General features: G+C 69.0%; 21 protein-coding genes. 2 read left to right on the top strand and 19 right to left on the bottom strand.

All coding sequences use genetic code 11. The features are described 5' to 3' along the window. Positions 1-9: 9 nt before the first annotated feature. The 11 genes from BCL76_RS20525 to BCL76_RS20575 form a co-directional block, all read right to left on the bottom strand. Positions 10-909: a diacylglycerol kinase gene (locus tag BCL76_RS20525; RefSeq protein WP_109780912.1), complete on the bottom strand. Its 900-nt coding sequence runs from the start codon at positions 907-909 to the stop codon at positions 10-12. An 84-nt stretch (positions 910-993) separates the two neighbouring features. Beyond that, positions 994-1,959, bottom strand: coding sequence for a twin-arginine translocase subunit TatC (gene tatC / locus BCL76_RS20530; RefSeq protein ID WP_109780913.1), 966 nt, complete (start codon positions 1,957-1,959; stop codon positions 994-996). Positions 1,960-2,006: 47 nt separating this feature from the next. Beyond that, complete coding sequence (gene tatA / locus BCL76_RS20535) at positions 2,007-2,297, bottom strand: Sec-independent protein translocase subunit TatA (protein WP_030768435.1); 291 nt, start codon at positions 2,295-2,297, stop codon at positions 2,007-2,009. Between the two features lie 167 nt (positions 2,298-2,464). Further along, positions 2,465-2,665 carry a hypothetical protein gene (locus BCL76_RS20540; RefSeq protein ID WP_109780914.1) on the bottom strand — a complete coding sequence of 67 codons (201 nt, stop codon included), beginning with the start codon at positions 2,663-2,665 and terminating at the stop codon, positions 2,465-2,467. 26 nt (positions 2,666-2,691) lie between these two features. Next, complete coding sequence (locus BCL76_RS20545) at positions 2,692-2,919, bottom strand: hypothetical protein (RefSeq protein WP_109780915.1); 228 nt, start codon at positions 2,917-2,919, stop codon at positions 2,692-2,694. A 14-nt stretch (positions 2,920-2,933) separates the two neighbouring features. After that, positions 2,934-3,902 (bottom strand): helix-turn-helix transcriptional regulator, encoded by a 969-nt coding sequence (locus tag BCL76_RS20550; protein WP_109780916.1) that lies wholly within the window; start codon positions 3,900-3,902, stop codon positions 2,934-2,936. 103 nt (positions 3,903-4,005) lie between these two features. Then, the gene (locus tag BCL76_RS20555; RefSeq protein WP_030723385.1) at positions 4,006-4,968 is read right to left on the bottom strand and encodes a helix-turn-helix transcriptional regulator; all 963 of its coding nucleotides are present in this window, start codon (positions 4,966-4,968) and stop codon (positions 4,006-4,008) included. 171 nt (positions 4,969-5,139) lie between these two features. Beyond that, positions 5,140-5,532, bottom strand: coding sequence for an FKBP-type peptidyl-prolyl cis-trans isomerase (locus tag BCL76_RS20560; RefSeq protein WP_109780917.1), 393 nt, complete (start codon positions 5,530-5,532; stop codon positions 5,140-5,142). Positions 5,533-5,560: 28 nt separating this feature from the next. After that, entirely contained in the window at positions 5,561-6,502 is a 942-nt protein-coding gene (locus BCL76_RS20565) for an FKBP-type peptidyl-prolyl cis-trans isomerase (RefSeq protein WP_109780918.1), read from the bottom strand. Positions 6,503-6,629: 127 nt separating this feature from the next. Further along, on the bottom strand, positions 6,630-7,991 hold the full coding sequence (pafA, locus tag BCL76_RS20570; RefSeq protein WP_030768414.1) for a Pup--protein ligase: 1,362 nt from the start codon (positions 7,989-7,991) through the stop codon (positions 6,630-6,632). Positions 7,992-8,131: 140 nt separating this feature from the next. After that, on the bottom strand, positions 8,132-9,394 hold the full coding sequence (locus BCL76_RS20575) for an MFS transporter (protein ID WP_109781052.1): 1,263 nt from the start codon (positions 9,392-9,394) through the stop codon (positions 8,132-8,134). A 157-nt stretch (positions 9,395-9,551) separates the two neighbouring features. Here BCL76_RS20575 and BCL76_RS20580 point away from each other — a divergent pair, with 157 nt between their 5' ends. Next, positions 9,552-10,556 carry a LacI family DNA-binding transcriptional regulator gene (locus BCL76_RS20580; RefSeq protein ID WP_258309811.1) on the top strand — a complete coding sequence of 335 codons (1,005 nt, stop codon included), beginning with the start codon at positions 9,552-9,554 and terminating at the stop codon, positions 10,554-10,556. 76 nt (positions 10,557-10,632) lie between these two features. Here the strand turns inward: BCL76_RS20580 and prcA are convergent, their stop codons facing one another. From prcA to arc, 6 genes are all read right to left on the bottom strand, one after another. Further along, on the bottom strand, positions 10,633-11,397 hold the full coding sequence (gene prcA / locus BCL76_RS20585) for a proteasome subunit alpha (RefSeq protein ID WP_030723373.1): 765 nt from the start codon (positions 11,395-11,397) through the stop codon (positions 10,633-10,635). A gap of 46 nt (positions 11,398-11,443) precedes the next feature. Next, positions 11,444-12,283 (bottom strand): proteasome subunit beta, encoded by an 840-nt coding sequence (gene prcB, locus BCL76_RS20590; protein WP_030233611.1) that lies wholly within the window; start codon positions 12,281-12,283, stop codon positions 11,444-11,446. Next, positions 12,235-12,468, bottom strand: a complete 234-nt coding sequence (locus BCL76_RS40365) for an endonuclease VII domain-containing protein (protein ID WP_309136859.1) — start codon at positions 12,466-12,468, stop codon at positions 12,235-12,237. Before BCL76_RS40365 ends, prcB begins: the two co-directional genes overlap by 49 nt. A 396-nt stretch (positions 12,469-12,864) precedes the next feature. Then, a complete protein-coding gene (locus BCL76_RS20600; RefSeq protein ID WP_030016348.1) occupies positions 12,865-13,077 on the bottom strand; it encodes a ubiquitin-like protein Pup in 213 nt (70 codons plus the stop codon). A 172-nt stretch (positions 13,078-13,249) separates the two neighbouring features. Further along, entirely contained in the window at positions 13,250-14,761 is a 1,512-nt protein-coding gene (dop, locus tag BCL76_RS20605) for a depupylase/deamidase Dop (protein ID WP_109780921.1), read from the bottom strand. Between the two features lie 266 nt (positions 14,762-15,027). Beyond that, the gene (arc, locus tag BCL76_RS20610; protein WP_030768399.1) at positions 15,028-16,794 is read right to left on the bottom strand and encodes a proteasome ATPase; all 1,767 of its coding nucleotides are present in this window, start codon (positions 16,792-16,794) and stop codon (positions 15,028-15,030) included. A 264-nt stretch (positions 16,795-17,058) separates the two neighbouring features. Between arc and BCL76_RS20615 the strand changes: the two genes are divergently transcribed. Next, positions 17,059-17,379, top strand: a complete 321-nt coding sequence (locus tag BCL76_RS20615) for a ferredoxin (RefSeq protein WP_030723362.1) — start codon at positions 17,059-17,061, stop codon at positions 17,377-17,379. 4 nt (positions 17,380-17,383) lie between these two features. On the opposite strand, the gene BCL76_RS20620 is transcribed toward BCL76_RS20615, so the two are convergent. Both BCL76_RS20620 and BCL76_RS20625 read right to left on the bottom strand, forming a co-directional pair. Beyond that, positions 17,384-17,995 carry a hypothetical protein gene (locus BCL76_RS20620; RefSeq protein ID WP_109780922.1) on the bottom strand — a complete coding sequence of 204 codons (612 nt, stop codon included), beginning with the start codon at positions 17,993-17,995 and terminating at the stop codon, positions 17,384-17,386. Positions 17,996-18,174: 179 nt separating this feature from the next. Next, a complete protein-coding gene (locus BCL76_RS20625) occupies positions 18,175-19,071 on the bottom strand; it encodes a tRNA (adenine-N1)-methyltransferase (protein WP_030016358.1) in 897 nt (298 codons plus the stop codon). Positions 19,072-19,082 lie beyond the last annotated feature (11 nt).

The raw sequence follows: 19,082 nt of genomic DNA on the forward strand, positions 1-19,082 counted from the left end.
CGCGATCATTTAAGTGAGCAGCCGGACGGCCCGCGGAACGCATTCGGCGGTCACCGGCAGCACGCCCAGCGGCTCGCCGTCCGCGTACGCGGACAGGCCCGCCGCCTCCAGGGTGATCTTCCTGGCCCGGTGGACGGTGACCTTCGGATGGCCGAGGTGGCGGCCCTTGTAGACCTGCGGGAACACCTTGAGCAGGGTGGCCCGGCTGCAGTCGCCGACCACCGTGACGTCGAAGAGCCCGTCGTCGGGGACGGCGTCCGCGCAGATGCGCATCCCCCCGCCGTAGGAGGGGCCGTTGCCGACGGCCACCAGCGTGGCCTCGGTCTCGATCACCGGCCCGTCGTCCAGAGTGATCCGGTACGGGAACGGCCTGAAGGCGGCCAGCTCCGCGATCATCGCCAGGTCGTACTTGAACCGGCCGACCGGCAGCCGCATCCGGTTGCCCCGGTCGTTGACCCGCGAGTCGAAGCCGGAGCACAGCACCGTCCCGAACCACTTCTCGTAGTCGGCGCCGCCCACCAGACCCAGGTCGATCTCCCGGATCCGGCTCTCCTTGAGGGCCTCGGCGGCCAGCTGCCCGGCCCGCGCCGGCTCCCGTACGGGCAGGCCCATCGCCCGGGCGAAATCGTTGCCGGTGCCCACCGCCACCACCCCGAGCGGTACCGGTGTCCCGGCCAGGGCCTGCAGCGCCAGGGAGACCACCCCGTCACCGCCCACCGCGATCACCGCGCCGGTGCCCTCCCGGACGGCGGCCATGAGCCGGGCCAGCGCGTCCGGCGCGTCGGTGCCCACGACGGTCCGTACGGAGAAACCGGCCGCCCGGACGGCCGAAGCGGCCGGCTGCGCGGCGTGCGCGCCCCGGCCGCGTCCGGCGGTGGGATTGACGAAGAGGGTGACCTCGTGACTCATCCTCGGGAATGTACCGGAGCCCGTTCTCGGATCTCGGTCGCCCCCGGGAGAGGCGCCACCCGGCCCTGGCCGGGGGCGCACCGGTCAGGTGGCGTCGTCGTAGCCGTTGATCCGCTGACGTCCGCCGTCGGCCTGCTCGGGCAGCGCGGCGGGAGCCGGGACCGACTCCAGGTCGCCGATCGGCGCCGGGGTGAGGTCCAGCTGGGAGGCCTCGTCGTCGCTCAGGTCCGCGTCGGGGTCGTTGCGCCTGCGCCTGCGGTCGTTGAGGAGACAGAGGCCGAGGGCGGCGAAGTAGAGGGCCACGATGGGCACGGCCAGCGCGAGCATCGTCGGCGGGTCACCGGTGGGGGTCGCGAAGGCGGCGAAGATCGTGATGCCGAGGACCATGCCCCGCCACCAGCTCGCCAGCCGCTTGCCGGTCAGCACCCCGGTGAAGTTCAGCAGGATCAGCAGCAGCGGCAGCTCGAAGGCCAGGCCGAACACGATCACCATGCGGGTGACCAGGTCGAGGTAGTCGTCGACCGGCAGCAGGTTGCGCGCGTGGTCGGGAGTGAACTCGAGCATGATCGTCGCGGTCTGCGGGAGGATCTTGTACGCGAGGACGGCGCCGGTCAGGAAGAGGGGCGCGCCGACGGCGACGAAGCTGCGCGCGTACTTCTTCTCGTGACTGTGCAGCCCGGGCGCGGCGAACGCCCACAGCTGGTACAGCCACACCGGGGCGGAGAGCACCACACCGGCCATCAAGGAGACCTTCAGGGCGATCGAGAACGCCGAGATCAGACCGTTCACGGTCATGTCGGCGCAGGGGCGACCGTTGCGCTGGGTCACCACACCGTCGGTACAGCCGACGGAGTCCAGCATCGGCTTCAACAGGAAGTTGATGATGTCCCGGTAGAAGAACGCGGCGACGATCGTGATCACCACGATCGCCACGACCGACTTCAGCAGCCGGTTCCTGAGCTCACGCAGGTGCTCGACGAGAGGCATGCGCCCTTCGGCGTCCTTGGCCTGTCGTTCCTTCTTCTCCTGCTTGCGGGCAGAGTTGAGCAACCCACGTCCCTTGTCTCGTTGCAGATGACTGGCGTGTACGGCGGGTGTCAGCCCTGGGTGGTGCGGTTCGGCTCGCTCACCGGACGCGAGCTGCTGACGTCACCCGGCGCGGCCTGGATGGTCCGCGGGGCGACCGGCTGCTGGGCGGACTGGTCCGCGGGCGCGGCGGTGGCGGCGTCGTCGCTCTCGCCGTCCTTCTTCATCGCCTTGGCCTCGCTCTTGAGGATACGGGCCGACTTGCCGAGGGAGCGGGCCATGTCAGGGAGCTTCTTGGCGCCGAACAGCAGGATGATCAGTCCGACGATGACGAGGATTTCCCAACCCCTGAAGTTGCCCATGGGTATCTTCCTTCTCTCCGATGTTCACAGCACGCCGGACGGGCGCCCAGGACTTGCTCTACCGAGGATCGTAACCCCAGGGGGTTAACGCTCGGCAATCCCCGGGCATCCTTCCGCTTGCACCCTGGCAGGTCGGTAATGCCCCGGTCACGCACATTCGTCCCGCGTCAGGGGCGTACGCCGTGTCCCGCCCGGGCCAGATCGACGGCCGCCCGCTCCAGATCCGCCGACGCGTCGGTGATCCGGCGGCTGGCCAGCGCCACCTGGGAGGCCAGCCTGCGCACCTCCACGTACACGCGCACCGCGAGCACGGCGAGCACGGCCACTCCGAGGAAGCCCAGGGCAATTGCGAACATCGGCCACAGCATGGGCCGAGCCTAGGCCACCCGCCGGGTCAGATGCTGCGCAGGGTGCTCACGCCACCACCGGTGAGCAGTTCCACGATCCGCTCGCCGGCGGGCTTGCGTACGGCGGCGCCGCACCGCGGACAGGTGAAGGAGTAGAACGTGGTCCGCCGGCTGCCGCCGATGGCCAGCCGCAGGGCGGCCGCGTCCAGCTCGAAGCGGGCACGGCAGTCGGGACAGGAGGCCTTGAAGGCGACGGGTCCGGACGTTGGCGACATCGACCGCGTTCCCCTCAGACCTGTTCCCCGTACCCCGCCAGTGCCTCCCGGGCGGCGCTGCGCGCGCTGTCCGCCAGCTCGGCCGGAGCGACGATCCGGCCCTCCCGGCCCAGCCGCAGCGCCAGCCGGCGCAGCGAGGCCGGGTCCGGGCTGCGCAGGGTGATCCGCAGACCGCCCTCGGGCAGCTCCTCCGCGCTGTCGTGCGGGTAGTACTCGGCGACCCAGCGCCCACCCGGCCCCACCTCGACCACGACCTCCGGGTCCTCGGCGGCCGGCTGCACCAGCCCCTCGGACAGGTCGCGCGGCTCGATGGCGGGCGGCTCGGCCCGCTCGTCCAGCAACTTGATCTCCGCGACCCGGTCGAGGCGGAAGGTGCGCCGGGCCTCCGAGAGGTGGCACCAGCCCTCCATGTACGTGTGCCCCACCGCGAAGAGCCGGATCGGGTCGACCTTGCGCTCGGTGAGCTCGTCCCGCGCGGGCGAGTAGTAGCGCAGCCACAGCCGCCGGCGCTCCGCGATGGCCCGGTCGACGTCCGCGAAGACCCCGCCCTCGGACTCGAAGGTCACCGACAGCCGGGAACTCGCCCCCGCCACCTCGCCCGCGGCCGCCTCCAGCTTGGCGGTGGCCCGCAGCAGGGCGTCCCGGTCGCTCTCGCGCAGGCCGGGCAGGGTGGCCACCGCGCGGGCGGCCACCAGCAGCGCGGTCGCCTCGTCGGCGGCCAGCCGCAGCGGCTCCGCGGTGGACTCCCCCGAGGCGTCGGGATTGCGCCACCAGATGCGCTCCCCGTCGGTGTCGATGTCGAGCAGGTCCCCGCCCCGGAAGCTCGTCCCGCACATGGGCAGCACGTCGAGGTCCGAGATCAGCTCGTCCTCGGTGATCCCGAAGGCGCGCGCGACGTCCGCGACGTGCGCACCGGGGCGCTCGCGCAGGTAGGTCACCAGGGACAGCATCCGGCGGGTCTGGTCGATGGCGTTGGCAGCCATGCTGGTACGTCTCCCCCTCAGGGCACGTCTGTGGATGTCGCTCTTGTGGAACGGTGCGGCGCGGATCGGCCGCCGGGCCCGCGGGCCCCGGGATCGGGCCCGCTCAGGCCCCGGCGACGGCCCGCAGCCGGTCCACCACGTCCGCCCGCAGGTCGGCCGGACCCACCACGACGACGTCGGGCCCGAACTCCACCAGCCAGGCGTCCAGCCCGTGCCCGTACGGGATCTCCAGCTCGTCCCAGCCGTCCCCGCCCCCGCCCTCGCGCACCGCGGTGGCCTTGGCCCGCAGCGGATAGCCCGCCCCGGCCCGCAGCCGGATCAGCGCGCTACGGTCCGCGCTCTCCCCGGCCCAGCTCGCCACGGTCTCCCGTACGGTCACCACGTCCGGCACCTCGGCGGTGTACTTCGCGGCCCGCGAGCGGACCTTGCCGGTGATCCGGGAGAGCCGGAACACCCGCTCCGCCCCGCGGTCGCGGTCGTAGCCGGCCAGGTACCAGTGGCCGCGCCAGCACTCCAGCGCCCAGGGCTCCACCTGCCGGGCCTCGGGCCGGGCAGCGGTGGACTTGCGGTAGTCGAAGACCACCGGCCGGCGGTCCCGGCAGGCCAGCATCAGCGGCTCGAAGGCCGCCTCGTGGACCGGGATGCGCGGCTCGATCGCGCTGTGCTGCCCCTCGTACGGGTCCTCCGCCTCGGGCATCCCGCCCGCGCGCAGCTTCTGCAGGGCCCCGCTGGCGGCGCCCGCCAGCCGTGCCTGCTGCCAGACCTTGGCCGCCAGCCCCAGGGCCGCGGCCTCCTCGGCGTCCAGGGAGACGGGAGGCAGTCGGTTGCTGTCCCGGCGGGCCAGGTAGCCGGTCTCGCCGTCCAGGTTCTCCACCGTCTCGATGACGAGGCCGAGTTCCCGCAGGTCGTCCTTGTCCCGCTCGAACATGCGGTTGAAGGACTCGTCGTTGCCGGCCTCCATGTAGGCCTCGATGGAACCGCGCAACTCCCGCTTGCTGAGCGGCCGGCGGGTCCCCAGCAGACACAGCGCCAGATTCATCAGCCGCTCGGCCTTGGCAATCGCCATCGACGCCCTTCCGCCCTTCTCCGCCTGCACATCCGTCGGACCGTCACACGGGCCGCGGCCCGATGCGGACACACCCGTTGACCGTTGACCGTACCGCCCCGGCGCGTCCGGGCAAAAAGCGAGGGGCCCCCGCCGGACGGCGGGGGCCCCTCGAACGATCGCGATGTGCGGTCAGCCGACCTTGACCAGGTCGCAGACGAAGATCAGCGTCTCGCCCGGGGCGATCGCACCGCCCGCGCCACGGTCGCCGTACGCGAGGTGCGCCGGGATGACCAGCTTGCGGCGGCCGCCGACCTTCATGCCCTGGACACCCTGGTCCCAGCCGGAGATGACCTGGCCGACACCGAGCTTGAACTGCAGCGCGGAGCCGCGGTTCCAGGAAGCGTCGAACTCCTCGCCGGTGGAGAAGGCCACGCCCACGTAGTGGACGGCGACCATGTCGCCGGCCTTGGCCTCGGCGCCGTCGCCCACCCAGATGTCCTCCTTGACGAGGTCCTTGGGGGCCTCGCCACCGGGGAAGTCGATCTCGGGCTTCTGAAGGTCACTCACGGAACTTCTCCTCATACGTACGAAATGGTCAACCGGAACAGTCTTACATCACGGTGAGGATGTCGAGGCTGAAGACCAGCGTCGACTTCGCCGGGATGGTGCCCTGCTCCTTGTCGCCGAAGCCCTGGTCCGGGGGGATGACCAGCAGGATGCGACTGCCGGCCTTCTTGCCGACGAGACCGTCCTTCAGACCCTTGACCGAAAGCTCACCCAGCGGCCAGGTGACCGTCTGGTCACTGGTGTAGGTGCTCTCGAAGGACTTGTCGTCCTTCCAGGTCTTGCCGTTGAACTTGACCACGACGCTGTCGGTGTCCTTGACCACCGGACCGTCACCCTCGATGACGTAGTCCGAGACCAGCTTGGTCGGCTCGGCGGTGTCCTTCGGGACGGTCACGGAGACTTCCTTGCCGTCCGTGTTCGTGCCGACCTTGGGCAGGTCCTTGTTCTCCTGGGCGACTTCCTTGCCCGTGGCCGAGACCGGGACGGTCGCGCCCTTGACGATGTCGACGACGAAGACCAGGGTCGCGTTCTCCTTGATCTTCGGAGGCGAGCCCTGGGCCCCGTAACCGAGCTCCGGCGGGATCACCAGCTCGACACGGCTGCCGACCTTCTGACCCTCCAGGCCCTGGTCCCAGCCCTTGATGACGGCGCCGGCGCCGATCGTCACGTCGAACGGCGCGGGCCGCCCGAAGCTCTTGTCGAACGGCTCCTTGCCGTCCCACACCTGGCCGAGGTAGTGGACCTGCGCGATGTCGTTCTTCTTCAGCACCTGCCCGGTGCCCTCGCTGATCGTCACCACCTTGAGCTCCTTGGGCGGCGCGCCCTTCCCCTTCGACAGGGTGGGCGTCTCCCCGAAGGCGCCACCCTTGGTGATCGCGGGGGCCCCGTTCTTCATCTGGGCGGAGTCGGAGCCGCTGTCGTCACCACACGCTGCGGTCGACAGCAGCAGGAGGGGTACGACAAGCAGGCCGGCAAGTCGGCGCACGGGTTCCTCAGATCTCAGACGGCAAAGCGGTCGCTCGCCACTCTAAGCCGTGCGCAGGGCCCCGTACGAGAGACGTACGAGGCCCTGGCGAGGAGTGCGATGTCACACTGCGGTCACTCCACTGGTCCTACATGCCCGCGATCAGCTTCTCCACCCGGTCGTCCACCGACCGGAACGGGTCCTTGCACAGCACCGTCCGCTGCGCCTGGTCATTGAGCTTCAGGTGCACCCAGTCGACCGTGAAGTCCCGCCGCTGCTCCTGCGCCCGACGGATGAAGTCCCCGCGCAGCCGCGCCCGCGTCGTCTGCGGGGGCACCGACTTGCCCTCGAAGATCTTCAGGTCGTTGCAGATCCGCGCCGCCTGCCCCTTGCGCTCCAGCAGGTAGTACAGACCGCGCCGGCGGTGGATGTCGTGATACGCGAGGTCTATCTGAGCCACCCGCGGATTCGACATGGTCATGTTGTGCTTCGCCCGGTACCGCTCGATCAGCTGGTACTTCATGACCCAGTCGATCTCGGTCCCGATCCGGTCCAGGTCCTCCGCGTCGATCGCGTCCAGCGTGCGACCCCACAGCTCCAGCACCTGGTCCACCACGCCGGTACGGATCCCCCGGCGCTCGGCGAAATCCACCGCCTTGTCGTAGTACTCCCGCTGGATCTCCAGCGCCGAGGCCTCCCGACCGCTCGCCAGACGCACCTTGCGCTGACCCGTGATGTCGTGACTGACCTCACGGATCGCCCGGATCGGGTTCTCCAGGGTCAGGTCCCGCATCACCGTGCCCGCCTCGATCATGCGCAGCACCAGGTCGGTCGCCCCGACCTTGAGCAGCATGGTCGTCTCGGACATGTTCGAGTCGCCCACGATGACGTGCAGCCTGCGGTAGCGCTCGGCGTCCGCGTGCGGCTCGTCCCGGGTGTTGATGATCGGCCGCGAGCGGGTCGTCGCGGAGCTGACACCCTCCCAGATGTGCTCGGCCCGCTGACTCACGCAGTAGACCGCACCCCGCGGCGTCTGCAGCACCTTGCCGGCGCCGCAGATCAGCTGCCGCGTGACAAGGAACGGAATGAGAATGTCCGCCAGGCGGGAGAATTCCCCGTGCCGGGCCACCAGGTAGTTCTCGTGGCAGCCGTACGAGTTGCCCGCCGAGTCGGTGTTGTTCTTGAAGAGATAGACGTCGCCCGCGATTCCCTCCTCGTGCAGGCGGCGTTCGGCGTCGACGAGCAGACCTTCGAGAATGCGCTCGCCTGCTTTGTCGTGAGTGACCAGCTCGGTCAGGTTGTCGCATTCGGGTGTTGCATATTCCGGATGCGAACCCACGTCGAGATACAGGCGGGCGCCGTTCCGCAGGAAGACATTGCTGCTGCGGCCCCATGACACAACACGGCGGAAGAGGTAGCGCGCCACTTCGTCAGGAGACAGTCGGCGCTGTCCCCTGAACGTGCACGTGACGCCGTACTCGTTCTCCAGCCCGAAAATGCGGCGGTCCATGACTGAACATTACGCCTTCTGCCCTCTTCTGAAACCGGGTTCGGGACCGCCGTTTCGATCAGGTCCCGTCGACGGGCCGATCGACGCCCCGATCGACCCCCCGAGCACGGCCCGATCGGCCCATCCGACACACCCACCGATCAGGACGCCGACGACGCCTGTGACGGCACGTCGGAGGCCATCTCCGACACATCGTCAGACGAGGCCGCCACAGCCCGGCTTCGCCCACCGGACGCCAGCGCCCGCTGAGTGACCATCAGAACCAGCAGCGCCGAGAAGCCCGCCACACTCGCCACCCCGAAGCCCGCCGCCGTACCACCAAGCTCCACCGCCGGCCCCGCGGCCGCCGTACCGATCGCCGCACCCACCCCGAAGAACGTCACCAGCCACGAGAACGCCTCCGTCACCGTGCCCGCCGGAGCATGCCGGTCCACGACGATGAACGCACACGCCAACGCCGGCGCCAGGAACACACCCGACAACGCCGACAACCCCGTCATCGCCACCGCACCCGGAACCAGCATCAACGGCAGATAGCAGACCGCCAGCAGACCCACCAACAGCCGCAGCCGCCGCTCGGGCGCACCGGCCCACTGCCGCGCACCGTAGAACACACCACCGATCAGCGCACCCAGCCCCAGCGCCGCCATCAACCAGCCGTACACCGCCTGACCACCGTGATCGTCCGCGTACGCCACACCCGCCACCGTGATCGAACCCAGCGCCATCCCCACGAAGAAGAACGCGCCCAGCAGCGCCAGCAGCCCCCGCGAGCGCAACGCCCCCAGCCAGTGCGCCTCCCGCGGCGCCGAACGCCACTTCCGCGACGGCTCACTCACCACCACGGACAGCGCGCCCAACACACCGATCGCGTTCAGCGCCAGCAGCGCCCCCGCCGGCGACCACATCGCCACGAACAGCGTCACCAGCAGCGGACCGACGGTGAACATGACCTCCTGGGCCACCGCGTCCATCGCGTACGCGGCGTGCACCTTCTCCTCACGACCGCCCAGCACCCCCGGCCACAGCGCCCGCAGCCCACCCTCCAGCGGCGGCGTGAACAACCCCGCGACCACCACCGCGGCGTACGCGGCCACCGCCGACCCCGTACCCGAGAGCGCCAGCCACACCATGCCGAGCGCGGAGAGCACCGCGGCCGGCAGCTGCACCCGCGGCTGCCCGAACAGGTCCACAGCCCGCCCCAGCAGCGGCTGACCCACCGCGTTCGCCAGCCCGTACACGGCGGCCAACGCCCCCGCCAGGCTGTAGCTGCCGCCCTCGGCACGCGTGAACAGCACGATCGCGATCGGCCCCGTGGCATTGGGCAGCCGGCCCACGAGCGTGCCCACCAGCAGCCTCGCGGCGTGCCGGGTCCTGAGCAGCTCCGCGTATCCCGCGGCCATGTCCGCCCCCTTCTGCCCGGGCCAGCCGGGAGTAACCAAAGTAGTAATACGTATAACTAGATCCGTCATACGTACCATGGCCGCAGTCCGCCGGTCCAGCCCGCCGCCGGGCGCGGACCCCACCACACCCCCCGACCTCGCAGTTCAGGAGCCCCCTGTGACGAGACCCACCAGCCGCGACGTGGCCACCGCCGCAGGGGTCTCCCAGGCCACCGTCTCCCTCGTCCTCGCCGACAAATGGCCCGGCCGCGTCTCCGAACGCACCGCCACCCACGTCCGCGAAACCGCCACCCGCCTCGGCTACCGCCCCAACCTCGCCGCCCGCAACCTCCGCCTCGGCACCACCCGCACCGCCCTCCTCGTCGTCCCCGCCCTCACCAACGAGTTCTTCGCCCGCGTCTACACCGGCGCCGCCCGCGTCGCCGCCGAACACGACTTCGGCGTCGTCCTCTACCCCTCCCCCGACGGCACCGGCCCCGCCCGCGACCCCTTCGCCTCCGCCCGCGCCGCCCTCGACGGAGTCATCGCCTCCTCCATGGCCGCCCACACCCTCGACGCCATCGGCGGCAACACCCTCCCCCTCGTCATGCTCGACAGCGACCCCACCGCCGGCACCGCCGCCGCCCACGTCAACCTCGCCATGGCCGACGGCATGCGCCAGATCACCGAACACCTCCTCCCCCTCGGCCACCGCCGCTTCCTCCACCTCGCCTCCGCCATCGACACCTGGACCTTCCACACCCGCGCCGAAGCCCTCAGCGCCCTCCTCGGCCCCCACGCCGAGCTGCGCACCGTACGGGCCCCCCTCACCGTCGACGCCGCCCGTACGGCCATGGAGACCGCCCTGGCGGCCCCCCAGGGCCGACCCACCGCCGTCGTCTGCGACGACGACATCCTCGCCGCCGGCGCCTGCAAGGCCGCCCGCCGCCTCGGCCTGCGCATCCCCGAGGACCTCTCCGTCACCGGCTTCGACGACCTCGCCCTCGCCACCGCCGTCGAACCCGAACTCACCACCGTCCACCTCCCCGCCGAACGCGTCGGCGAACAAGGCATGACCGCCCTCCTCGCCGTCCTCGAAGGCACCACCTGGACCGCGCCCGACATCCCCGTCCGACTCGTCGTCCGCGACTCCACGGGCCCCGCCCCGACGCCGCAGCCGTAGCCGTAGCCGTAGCGGTCCGGACACGACGAAGCCCCGGCCCACCGAAACGGCGAACCGGGGCTCCCCCACACCACGACTACTCGGCGTCGTCCTCCGGCGCCTCGTCGTTCGACACGGCATCGGCCTGCACCGCCGCCGTCACATCCGCCTCCAGCAACCGCGACAGCTGCCGACCCCGGATCCGCTTGAACTTACGCTGCTGCGCCCGCGTACGGTCCAGCACCGCGACCTCCAGCCGCTCCGCCGGAATCGCCTTGTCCGCGCCGTTGGCCTGGCTCGACAGCGCCTGCACCGCCAGCTTCAACGCCTCCGACAGGGTCATCCCGTCCTGGTGACGCTGATCCAGGAAGGTACTGATCTGCTCGGCATTGCCACCGACCGCGACCGAACCGTGCTCGTCCACGATCGACCCGTCGTGCGGCAGCCGATAGATCTGGTCGCCCGCGGCCGTCGCACCGACCTCCGCGACCACCAGCTCCACCTCGTACGGCTTCTCACCGGCCGAGGAGAAAATGGTGCCGAGCGTCTGCGCATAGACGTTCGCCAGCCCACGGGCCGTCACATCGTCACGGTCGTAGGTGTACCCACGCAGATCCGCGTACCGCACACCGCCGATCCGCAGGTTCTCGTACTCGTTGTACTTGCCGGCGGCCGCGAAGCCGATCCGGTCGTAGATCTCGCTGAACTTGTGCAGCGCACGGGACGGGTTCTCGCCGACGAACACGATGCCGTCGGCGTACTGCAGCACGACCAGGCTGCGACCGCGGGCGATGCCCTTACGGGCGTATTCCGCCCGGTCGGCCATGGCCTGCTGGGGTGACACATAGAACGGAGTCGACACCGGCTGTCCGTCCCTTTCTTCTGGGCTCCTACGGGGCGACGGATGGTCAGAGCAGGGCGGCGCGCGGGCCGTCGGGCTGCTCCAGCCGACGGTTGGTGACCGTACGGGCGAGCTCCTGCGACTCGTCGTCGGTCAACCTGCGGAACCCCTCGTCCGTGATCACGGTGACGATCGGGTAGATGTGGCGGTACAGGTCCGGCCCACCGGTCGCCGAGTCGTCGTCGGCGGCGTCGTACAGCGCCTGGACGACCAGGGTGGTGGCCTGCTCCTCCGTCAGATCGGGACGGAAGAGCTTCTTCATCGAGCCCCGGGCGAAGATCGAACCGGAACCGGTGGCGGCGTAGCCGTGCTCCTCGGAGCGGCCGCCGGTCACGTCGTAGGAGAAGATCCGACCCTTCTCCTTGGCCTCGTCGTACCCCGCGAACAGCGGCACGACGGCCAGCCCCTGCATGGCCATCCCCAGATTGCTCCGGATCATGGTGGAGAGCCGGTTGGCCTTGCCCTCCAGGGACAGGGTCGTCCCCTCCACCTTCTCGAAGTGCTCCAGCTCCAGCTGGAACAGCTTGACCATCTCCACCGCCAGGCCGGCCGTACCGGCGATACCGACGGCGGAGTACTCGTCGGCGGGGAACACCTTCTCGATGTCCCGCTGCGCGATCATGTTCCCCATGGTCGCCCGCCGGTCACCGGCGAGGACGACCCCACCGGGGAAGGTGGCGGCGACGATGGTCGTCCCGTGCGGCGCCTCGACCACGCCCTCCGGCAACTTGCGGTTGCCGGGCAGCATTTCGGGCGAGTGCGCGCCCAGGAAGTCCATGAAGGACGACGACCCCGGCGTCAGGAAGGCTGCCGGTAGACGCCCTGTGCTACGAGTGTTGGGTTCCACAGGTTTCCTTCCACGTAAGCGGCTGCACGCCTCATGACGTCCGGCCGATCCTTGAACTGCCCCAGGGCTGCGTTACAGCTGAAGCACAGTACGCCCCGGACCCTACCCGTCTGATGATCGTGATCCACGTGCTCCGCCGAAGCATCCCTACAGAGCAGGCAGGTCCCGCCTTGCTCAGCGATCATCTCGTCGCGTTGAGCCTCGGTGATGCCGTACTTACGTTTGAAATAGTTCGCCCTGTTGCGTTGCGCTCGACACGAACGGCAGTAGCTGGACCATCCGTCCGCTGTGGTTCTGTTGGCTTCCCATTCAGAATGCGGCTTGATCTCCCCACATTGAGGACACCGTTTGTGGCCGGACGGCACGGCTACCTTCACCCGTACCGTCCGCCCTTTCGCCTCTTGGCGCGCCTTGTAGTACTCCGCCCAGCAGGCGCGGCAATACGCCTGTAAGCCGTCGGCGGTGGAGCGGTTGCTCGCATATTCCACCCGCGGCCTGTCCCGCTTGCATCGGGAACACCGCTTCGCACCTCCGGACAACCCCTCCACCCCCCACGCCTTCGATTCGAAGGTCAAGTGGCCTTACTGGCCACCCTTCTGAACGAAGGACCGCACGAAGTCCTCAGCATTCTCCTCGAGTACATCGTCAATCTCGTCAAGTACGGAGTCGACGTCGTCGGAGAGCTTTTCCTGGCGCTCCTTGAGGTCGGTCGATTCCTCGACCGCCGCCTCCTCGACCTCCTCGGTCGAGCGCGTCGCCTTCTGCTGTCCGCCGCCGGTGTCCTTGGTCGCCATGTCTACCTCACCCCGCTCGGTTCGCACGCTCATGTCGAGAGACCCCGGGATTCGGGATCTCTCAAGATCAGACCCTACGTCGGACCCTACAAGGAGGGTCCGACATTCGTCCCCGTACTTTCACAGTCCGGTTCTCTTCATGATTCCCGGACCGATGTCATTTCAGCCGCGTTCACTGCCCCGAAAGCACCCGCACCAGATCCTCCGCCGTGCGGCAGCGGTCGAGGAGCTCCTTGACGTGGTTGCGGGTTCCCCGCAGGGGTTCCATCGTCGGGACGCGCTGGAGCGAGTCCCGGCCGGGAAGGTCGAAGATCACCGAGTCCCAGGACGCCGCGGCCACGTCGTCCGCGTACTGCTCCAGGCAACGGCCACGGAAGTACGCCCGGGTGTCCTCCGGAGGCTTGCTCTGAGCCCGCTCCACGGCCGGCTCGTCCACCAGGCGCTTCATCTTGCCGCGGGCCACCAGGCGGTTGTACAGGCCCTTCTCGGGCCGTACGTCCGAGTACTGGAGGTCCACCAGGTGCAGCCGCGCCGCGTCCCAGTTCAGCCCGTCCCGGCGCCGGTAGCCCTCCAGGATCTCCTTCTTGGCGATCCAGTCCAGCTCCCCCGACAGGCTCATCGGGTCGCTCTCCAGCCGGCCCAGGACGTCCTCCCAGCGGGCCAGCACGTCCTTGGTCTGCTCGTCCGCGTCGGACCCGAAACGTTCGTCCACGTATTTGCGGGCCAGCTCGAAGTACTCCATCTGCAGTTGCACCGCGGTCAGGGTCCGGCCGCTGCGCAGCGTGATCAGGTGGTGCAGGTCGGGGTCGTGGGAGACCTGGTGCAGGGTGCGTACGGGCTGGTCGACGGCGAGGTCGACGCTGATGAACTGGTCTTCGATCATGGACAGGACCAGGGCGGTCGTGCCGAGTTTGAGGTAGGTGGAGATCTCGGAGAGGTTGGCGTCTCCGATGATCACGTGGAGCCGGCGGTACTTCTCGGCGTCCGAGTGCGGCTCGTCGCGGGTGTTGATGATGGGCCGCTTGAGGGTGGTCTCCAGGCCGACCTCGACCTCGAAGTAGTCGGCGCGCTGGCTGATCTGGAAGCCGTGTTCGCGGCCGTCCTGGCCGATGCCGACGCGTCCGGCGCCGGTCACGACCTGTCGCGAGACGAAGAAGGGGGTCAGGTGGCGCACGATCTCCGAGAAGGGGGTTTCCCGCTTCATCAGGTAGTTCTCGTGCGTGCCGTAGGACGCGCCCTTGTTGTCGGTGTTGTTCTTGTAGAGGTGGATCGGCTGGGCGCCGGGGAGCTGGGCGGCGCGTACGGCCGCCTCGGCCATGATCCGTTCGCCGGCCTTGTCCCAGAGGACGGCGTCGAGCGGGTTGGTGATCTCGGGCGAGCTGTATTCGGGGTGTGCGTGGTCGACGTAGAGCCGTGCGCCGTTCGTGAGGATGACGTTGGCGAGGCCGATGTCCTCGTCGGTCAGCTGGCTGTTGTCGGCGGCCTCGCGGGCGAGGTCGAAGCCGCGGGCGTCCCGCAGCGGATTCTCCTCCTCGAAGTCCCAGCGGGCGCGTCGCGCCCGGTGCATCGCCGCCGCGTAGGCGTTGACGATCTGGGACGAGGTGAGCATGGCATTGGCGTTCGGGTGCCCCGGGACGGAGATCCCGTACTCCGTCTCGATCCCCATTACTCGCCGTACGGTCATGCGGCCCTCCTTGCCCGGCGGCGCTCCCCTTTCGGGAGCGGCGCTCAAGTACCGCTGGTGCTCCGGTGCGTGTTCCTGTGCGGTGCCCGTCCCCGCACTGCGCGTCCGGCGGTACGGAAGAGCCTAGAACCACTGCGCGCTCGTGGGGAGATCATTTCCGTCATTGGATCCGCCTGGTCACCGGCTGAAAAGCGGCCGGTAAAGCGGTGGGGTAAAGCAGTCGGCTGCGGATGCCCGGGGTGGGCATCCGCAGCCGCCCCGCTTTGTCAGAGGTACTGACCGGTGTTTGCCACCGTGTCGATGGAGCGTCCGGTGTCCGCGCCTTGCTTTCCGGTGACGAGGGTGCGGATGAATACGATCCGCTCGCCCTTCTTTCCGGAGATTCGGGCCCAGTCGTCCGGGTTGGTGGTGTTGGGCAGGTCCTCGTTCTCCTTGAACTCGTCCACGCAGGCCTGGAGCAGGTGGGCCACCCGCAGACCCTTCTGGTTGTGTTCGAGGAAGGCCTTGATGGCCATCTTCTTGGCCCGGTCGACGATGTTCTGGATCATCGCTCCGGAGTTGAAGTCCTTGAAGTAGAGGACTTCCTTGTCGCCGTTGGCGTACGTGACCTCGAGGAAGCGGTTCTCCTCGGTTTCGGCGTACATCTGCTCGACGACGGTCTGGATCATGCTGTGGACGGTGCCGTCCTTGGAGTCCTGGTGTTCGGACAGGTCGTCCGAGTGCAGGGGGAGCGAGGCCTTGAGGTACTTGGCGAAGATGTCCTTCGCGGCCTCGGCGTCCGGGCGCTCGATCTTGATTTTCACGTCGAGCCGGCCGGGGCGCAGGATGGCCGGGTCGATCATGTCCTCGCGGTTGGAGGCGCCGATGACGATGACGTTCTCCAGGCCTTCCACGCCGTCGATCTCGGCGAGCAGCTGGGGGACGATGGTGTTCTCCACGTCCGAGCTGACGCCGGATCCGCGGGTGCGGAAGAGGGATTCCATCTCGTCGAAGAAGACGATGACGGGGGTGCCCTCGCTGGCCTTCTCGCGGGCACGCTGGAAGACGAGGCGGATGTGTCGCTCGGTCTCGCCGACGTACTTGTTGAGGAGTTCGGGGCCCTTGATGTTCAGGAAGTAGGACTTCCCGGCGGGCTGGCCGGTCACCTCGGCGACCTTCTTGGCAAGGGAGTTGGCGACGGCCTTGGCGATGAGTGTCTTGCCGCAGCCGGGCGGGCCGTAGAGCAGGATGCCCTTCGGGGGCCGCAGTTCGTGTTCCTTGAAGAGGTCCGGGTAGAGGTAGGGGAGCTCGACGGCGTCGCGGATCAGCTCGATCTGGTCGCCCAGGCCGCCGATCTTGTCGTAGTCGATGTCCGGGACCTCTTCGAGGACGAGTTCTTCGACCTCGCTCTTGGGGACGACCTCGTAGACGTAGCCGGAGCGGGGTTCGAGCAGGAGGGCGTCGCCGGGGCGGATGGTGATGTCCAGGAGCGGCTCGGCGAGCCTCACCACCCTTTCCTCGTCGGTGTGCCCGACGACCAGGGCGCGCTCGCCGTCCTCGAGGATCTCCTTGAGGGTGACGATGTCCCCGGCCCGCTCGAATTCCATGGCCTCGACCACGTTGAGGGCCTCGTTGAGCATGACCTCCTGGCCGCGCCGGAGGTCTTCCGGTTCGACGCTGGGGCTGACGTTCACGCGGAGCTTTCGGCCTCCGGTGAAGATGTCGACGGTGCCGTCCTCGTTCGCTTGCAGGAAGACACCGAAACCGGCCGGCGGCTGTGCGAGCCGGTCGACTTCTTCCTTGAGGGCCACGATCTGGTCTCGGGCCTCACGGAGGGTATTCGCGAGTCGTTCGTTCTGTGCGGATACGCCGGCCAGGTTTGTCTGGAGCTCGACGATCCGCTCTTCGAGAATCCTCGTGTGTCGCGGAGAGTCGGCGAGCTTTCGTCGCAGGACGGCGATTTCCTGCTCGAGATAGGCAACCTGGCCGGCGGGGTCCTCGGACCCTCGCGCGGGCCGGATGCCGCGGTTGATGTCGTCGTCGTGGGCTGCCACGGTCCTCACCTCCTCCAAGGGGAGCTGGACGCTTCCTGACCCTACCTGGGCTGGTGGTGATTGAAACCCCTAGATCACAAAGACGGTAGAGGTGTGTCCGATCTTCACCCTTGCGTACTCCCTCACGCCAAGGAAATACCCACCCATCAAACTCGGGAAGCAGCCGGTTGTAAGGTCGAAGCGTTCAACACCCGTCAGGGCCCGTGCGACTTGCTGCGGGTTTCGACCGGGATGGATCACTCAGCGCAGGGAACGGCAGGAGATATGACCGTGCAGCAGGAGGCTCCGACGGGCGGTGCCGGTGAGGCCGGCGAGCCGCTCGAGGTCTGGATCGATCAGGACCTGTGCACCGGGGACGGGATCTGCGTGCAGTACGCGCCTGAGGTGTTCGAGCTGGACATCGATGGTCTGGCGTACGTGAAGAGTCCGGAGGACGAGCTGCTGCAGGACGCGGGGGCGACCACTCCGGTTCCTCTGACGTTGCTCCAGGACGTGGTGGACTCGGCGAAGGAATGTCCGGGTGACTGCATTCATGTGCGGCGCGTCTCGGACAGGGTGGAAGTCTTCGGTCCCGACGCGGAGTGACGTTTCAAACACTCCTGGCGGCCGAGTCCGTCAGCTCCTGGCGGAATTTTCCGTCGCGCCAGCGCCACTTGGCGAGCTGTTTCGTGTCGGGGCTGTAGCGGGGTACGTCGGGTGAGGAGTAGCCGACGAGGGTCGCCGTGACGAGTCCGTCGCGCACGGTGAGCTCGGTGGCGGTCTGGCGTCGGGCGGCTTCGAGCAGGGTGGCGACGACGCGGGGGTGGGCGCCTTCGGCGGGGTCCTGGACGAGTACGTAGATGGCGTGCGGCGGGGTGCCGGAGCCTGCGTCGCAGCGGACGGCCGCCACGGTCTCGGGGCGGCCGTCGCCGTCGAGGTCGCCGTGGGCGCTGGTGGTGACGGTCTGCGGGGCGCCCTTGCAGTCGAGGGGGTAGGTGACCGCTGCCGGGTCGGGTGCGGTGGCCTGGGGGCCCTTCGCGGGGTCTTTCGCGGCTGTTCCGGTGATGTCGGTGGCCGGGCTGCCGGTGGCGGGCTGGACGAGTCCTGCGGCGGCTATGACGGCGGCCATGGCGGTGGCCGTGGCGAGCCAGTGGACGGGCCTGGTGCGGCTGTGCTCCAGGGTGTGCGGGAGCGGGGCCGTCTCGGCGTGGCGGTGCGGCACGCGGGGTGTCTCCTGTGCGAAGGGTGACGGGGAGCCAGCATCGTGCCACACCTCACAGGGTGGTGGAACGGCTGGGTCCGGGGCTGGTGCACGGGACAACGAAAAGGCGCTGTGGAGCAGTTCCCGGGTGGGTCGGGGGAACTGCGCCACAGCGCCTTCGTGTTGGGTCCGGCCGGCCGTTATGCGGAGCGGTCGCTGCCGGGGCCGTCGTAGTCCTCGCCGTAGGCGCCCTTGGCGGGGCGGCGACGGCGCATGGGGGGCTCGACGCCGTCCGCGAGGCGGCGGGCGGTGACGAGGAAGCCGGTGTGGCCGATCATCCGGTGGTCCGGGCGGACGGCGAGGCCCTCCACGTGCCAGTTGCGGATCATCGATTCCCAGGGCTGCGGTTCGGCGAAGCAGCCGATCTCGCGGATGGACTCGACGGTCTTGGACAGCTGGGTGGTGGTGGCCACGTAGCAGCAGAGGATGCCGCCGGGGACGAGGGCCTTGGAGACCGCTTCGAGGCATTCCCAGGGGGCGAGCATGTCGAGGATGACGCGGTCGACGTCCGTGTCGGACAGGTTGTCCTGGAGGTCGCCGACGGTCAGCTGCCATGCGGGGTGGGGGCCGCCGAAGTAGCGTTCGACGTTGGCGGTGGCGATTTCGGCGAAGTCCGCGCGGCGCTCGTAGCTGTGGAGCATGCCCTGGTCGCCGATGGCGCGCAGCAGGAAGCTGCTCAGGGAGCCGGAGCCCACTCCCGCTTCCACGACGCGTGCGCCGGGGAAGATGTCGGCGAAGGCCAGGATCTGGCCCGCGTCCTTGGGGTAGACCACGGCGGCGCCGCGGGGCATGGACAGGACATAGTCGGGGAGCAGGGGGCGCAGCGCGAGGTATGCGACGTTGCCCGTGGTGCGGACAACGCTGCCTTCGGGAGCACCGATCAGCTCGTCGTGCGGGAAGGAACCCTTGTGGGTGTGGAAATTCTTCCCGGCTTCGAGCGTGAACGTGTAGTGGCGGCCCTTGGGGTCGGTGAGCTGTACCTGGTCCCCGACCTCGAAGGGCCCGCGTCGGCGGGCGGCACCGGTCGGTTCGGACATGTGACCAGTGT

It is taken from the genome of Streptomyces sp. CG 926 (assembly GCF_003148825.1).
In the GTDB taxonomy this organism is placed as follows: Bacteria; Actinomycetota; Actinomycetes; order Streptomycetales; family Streptomycetaceae; genus Streptomyces.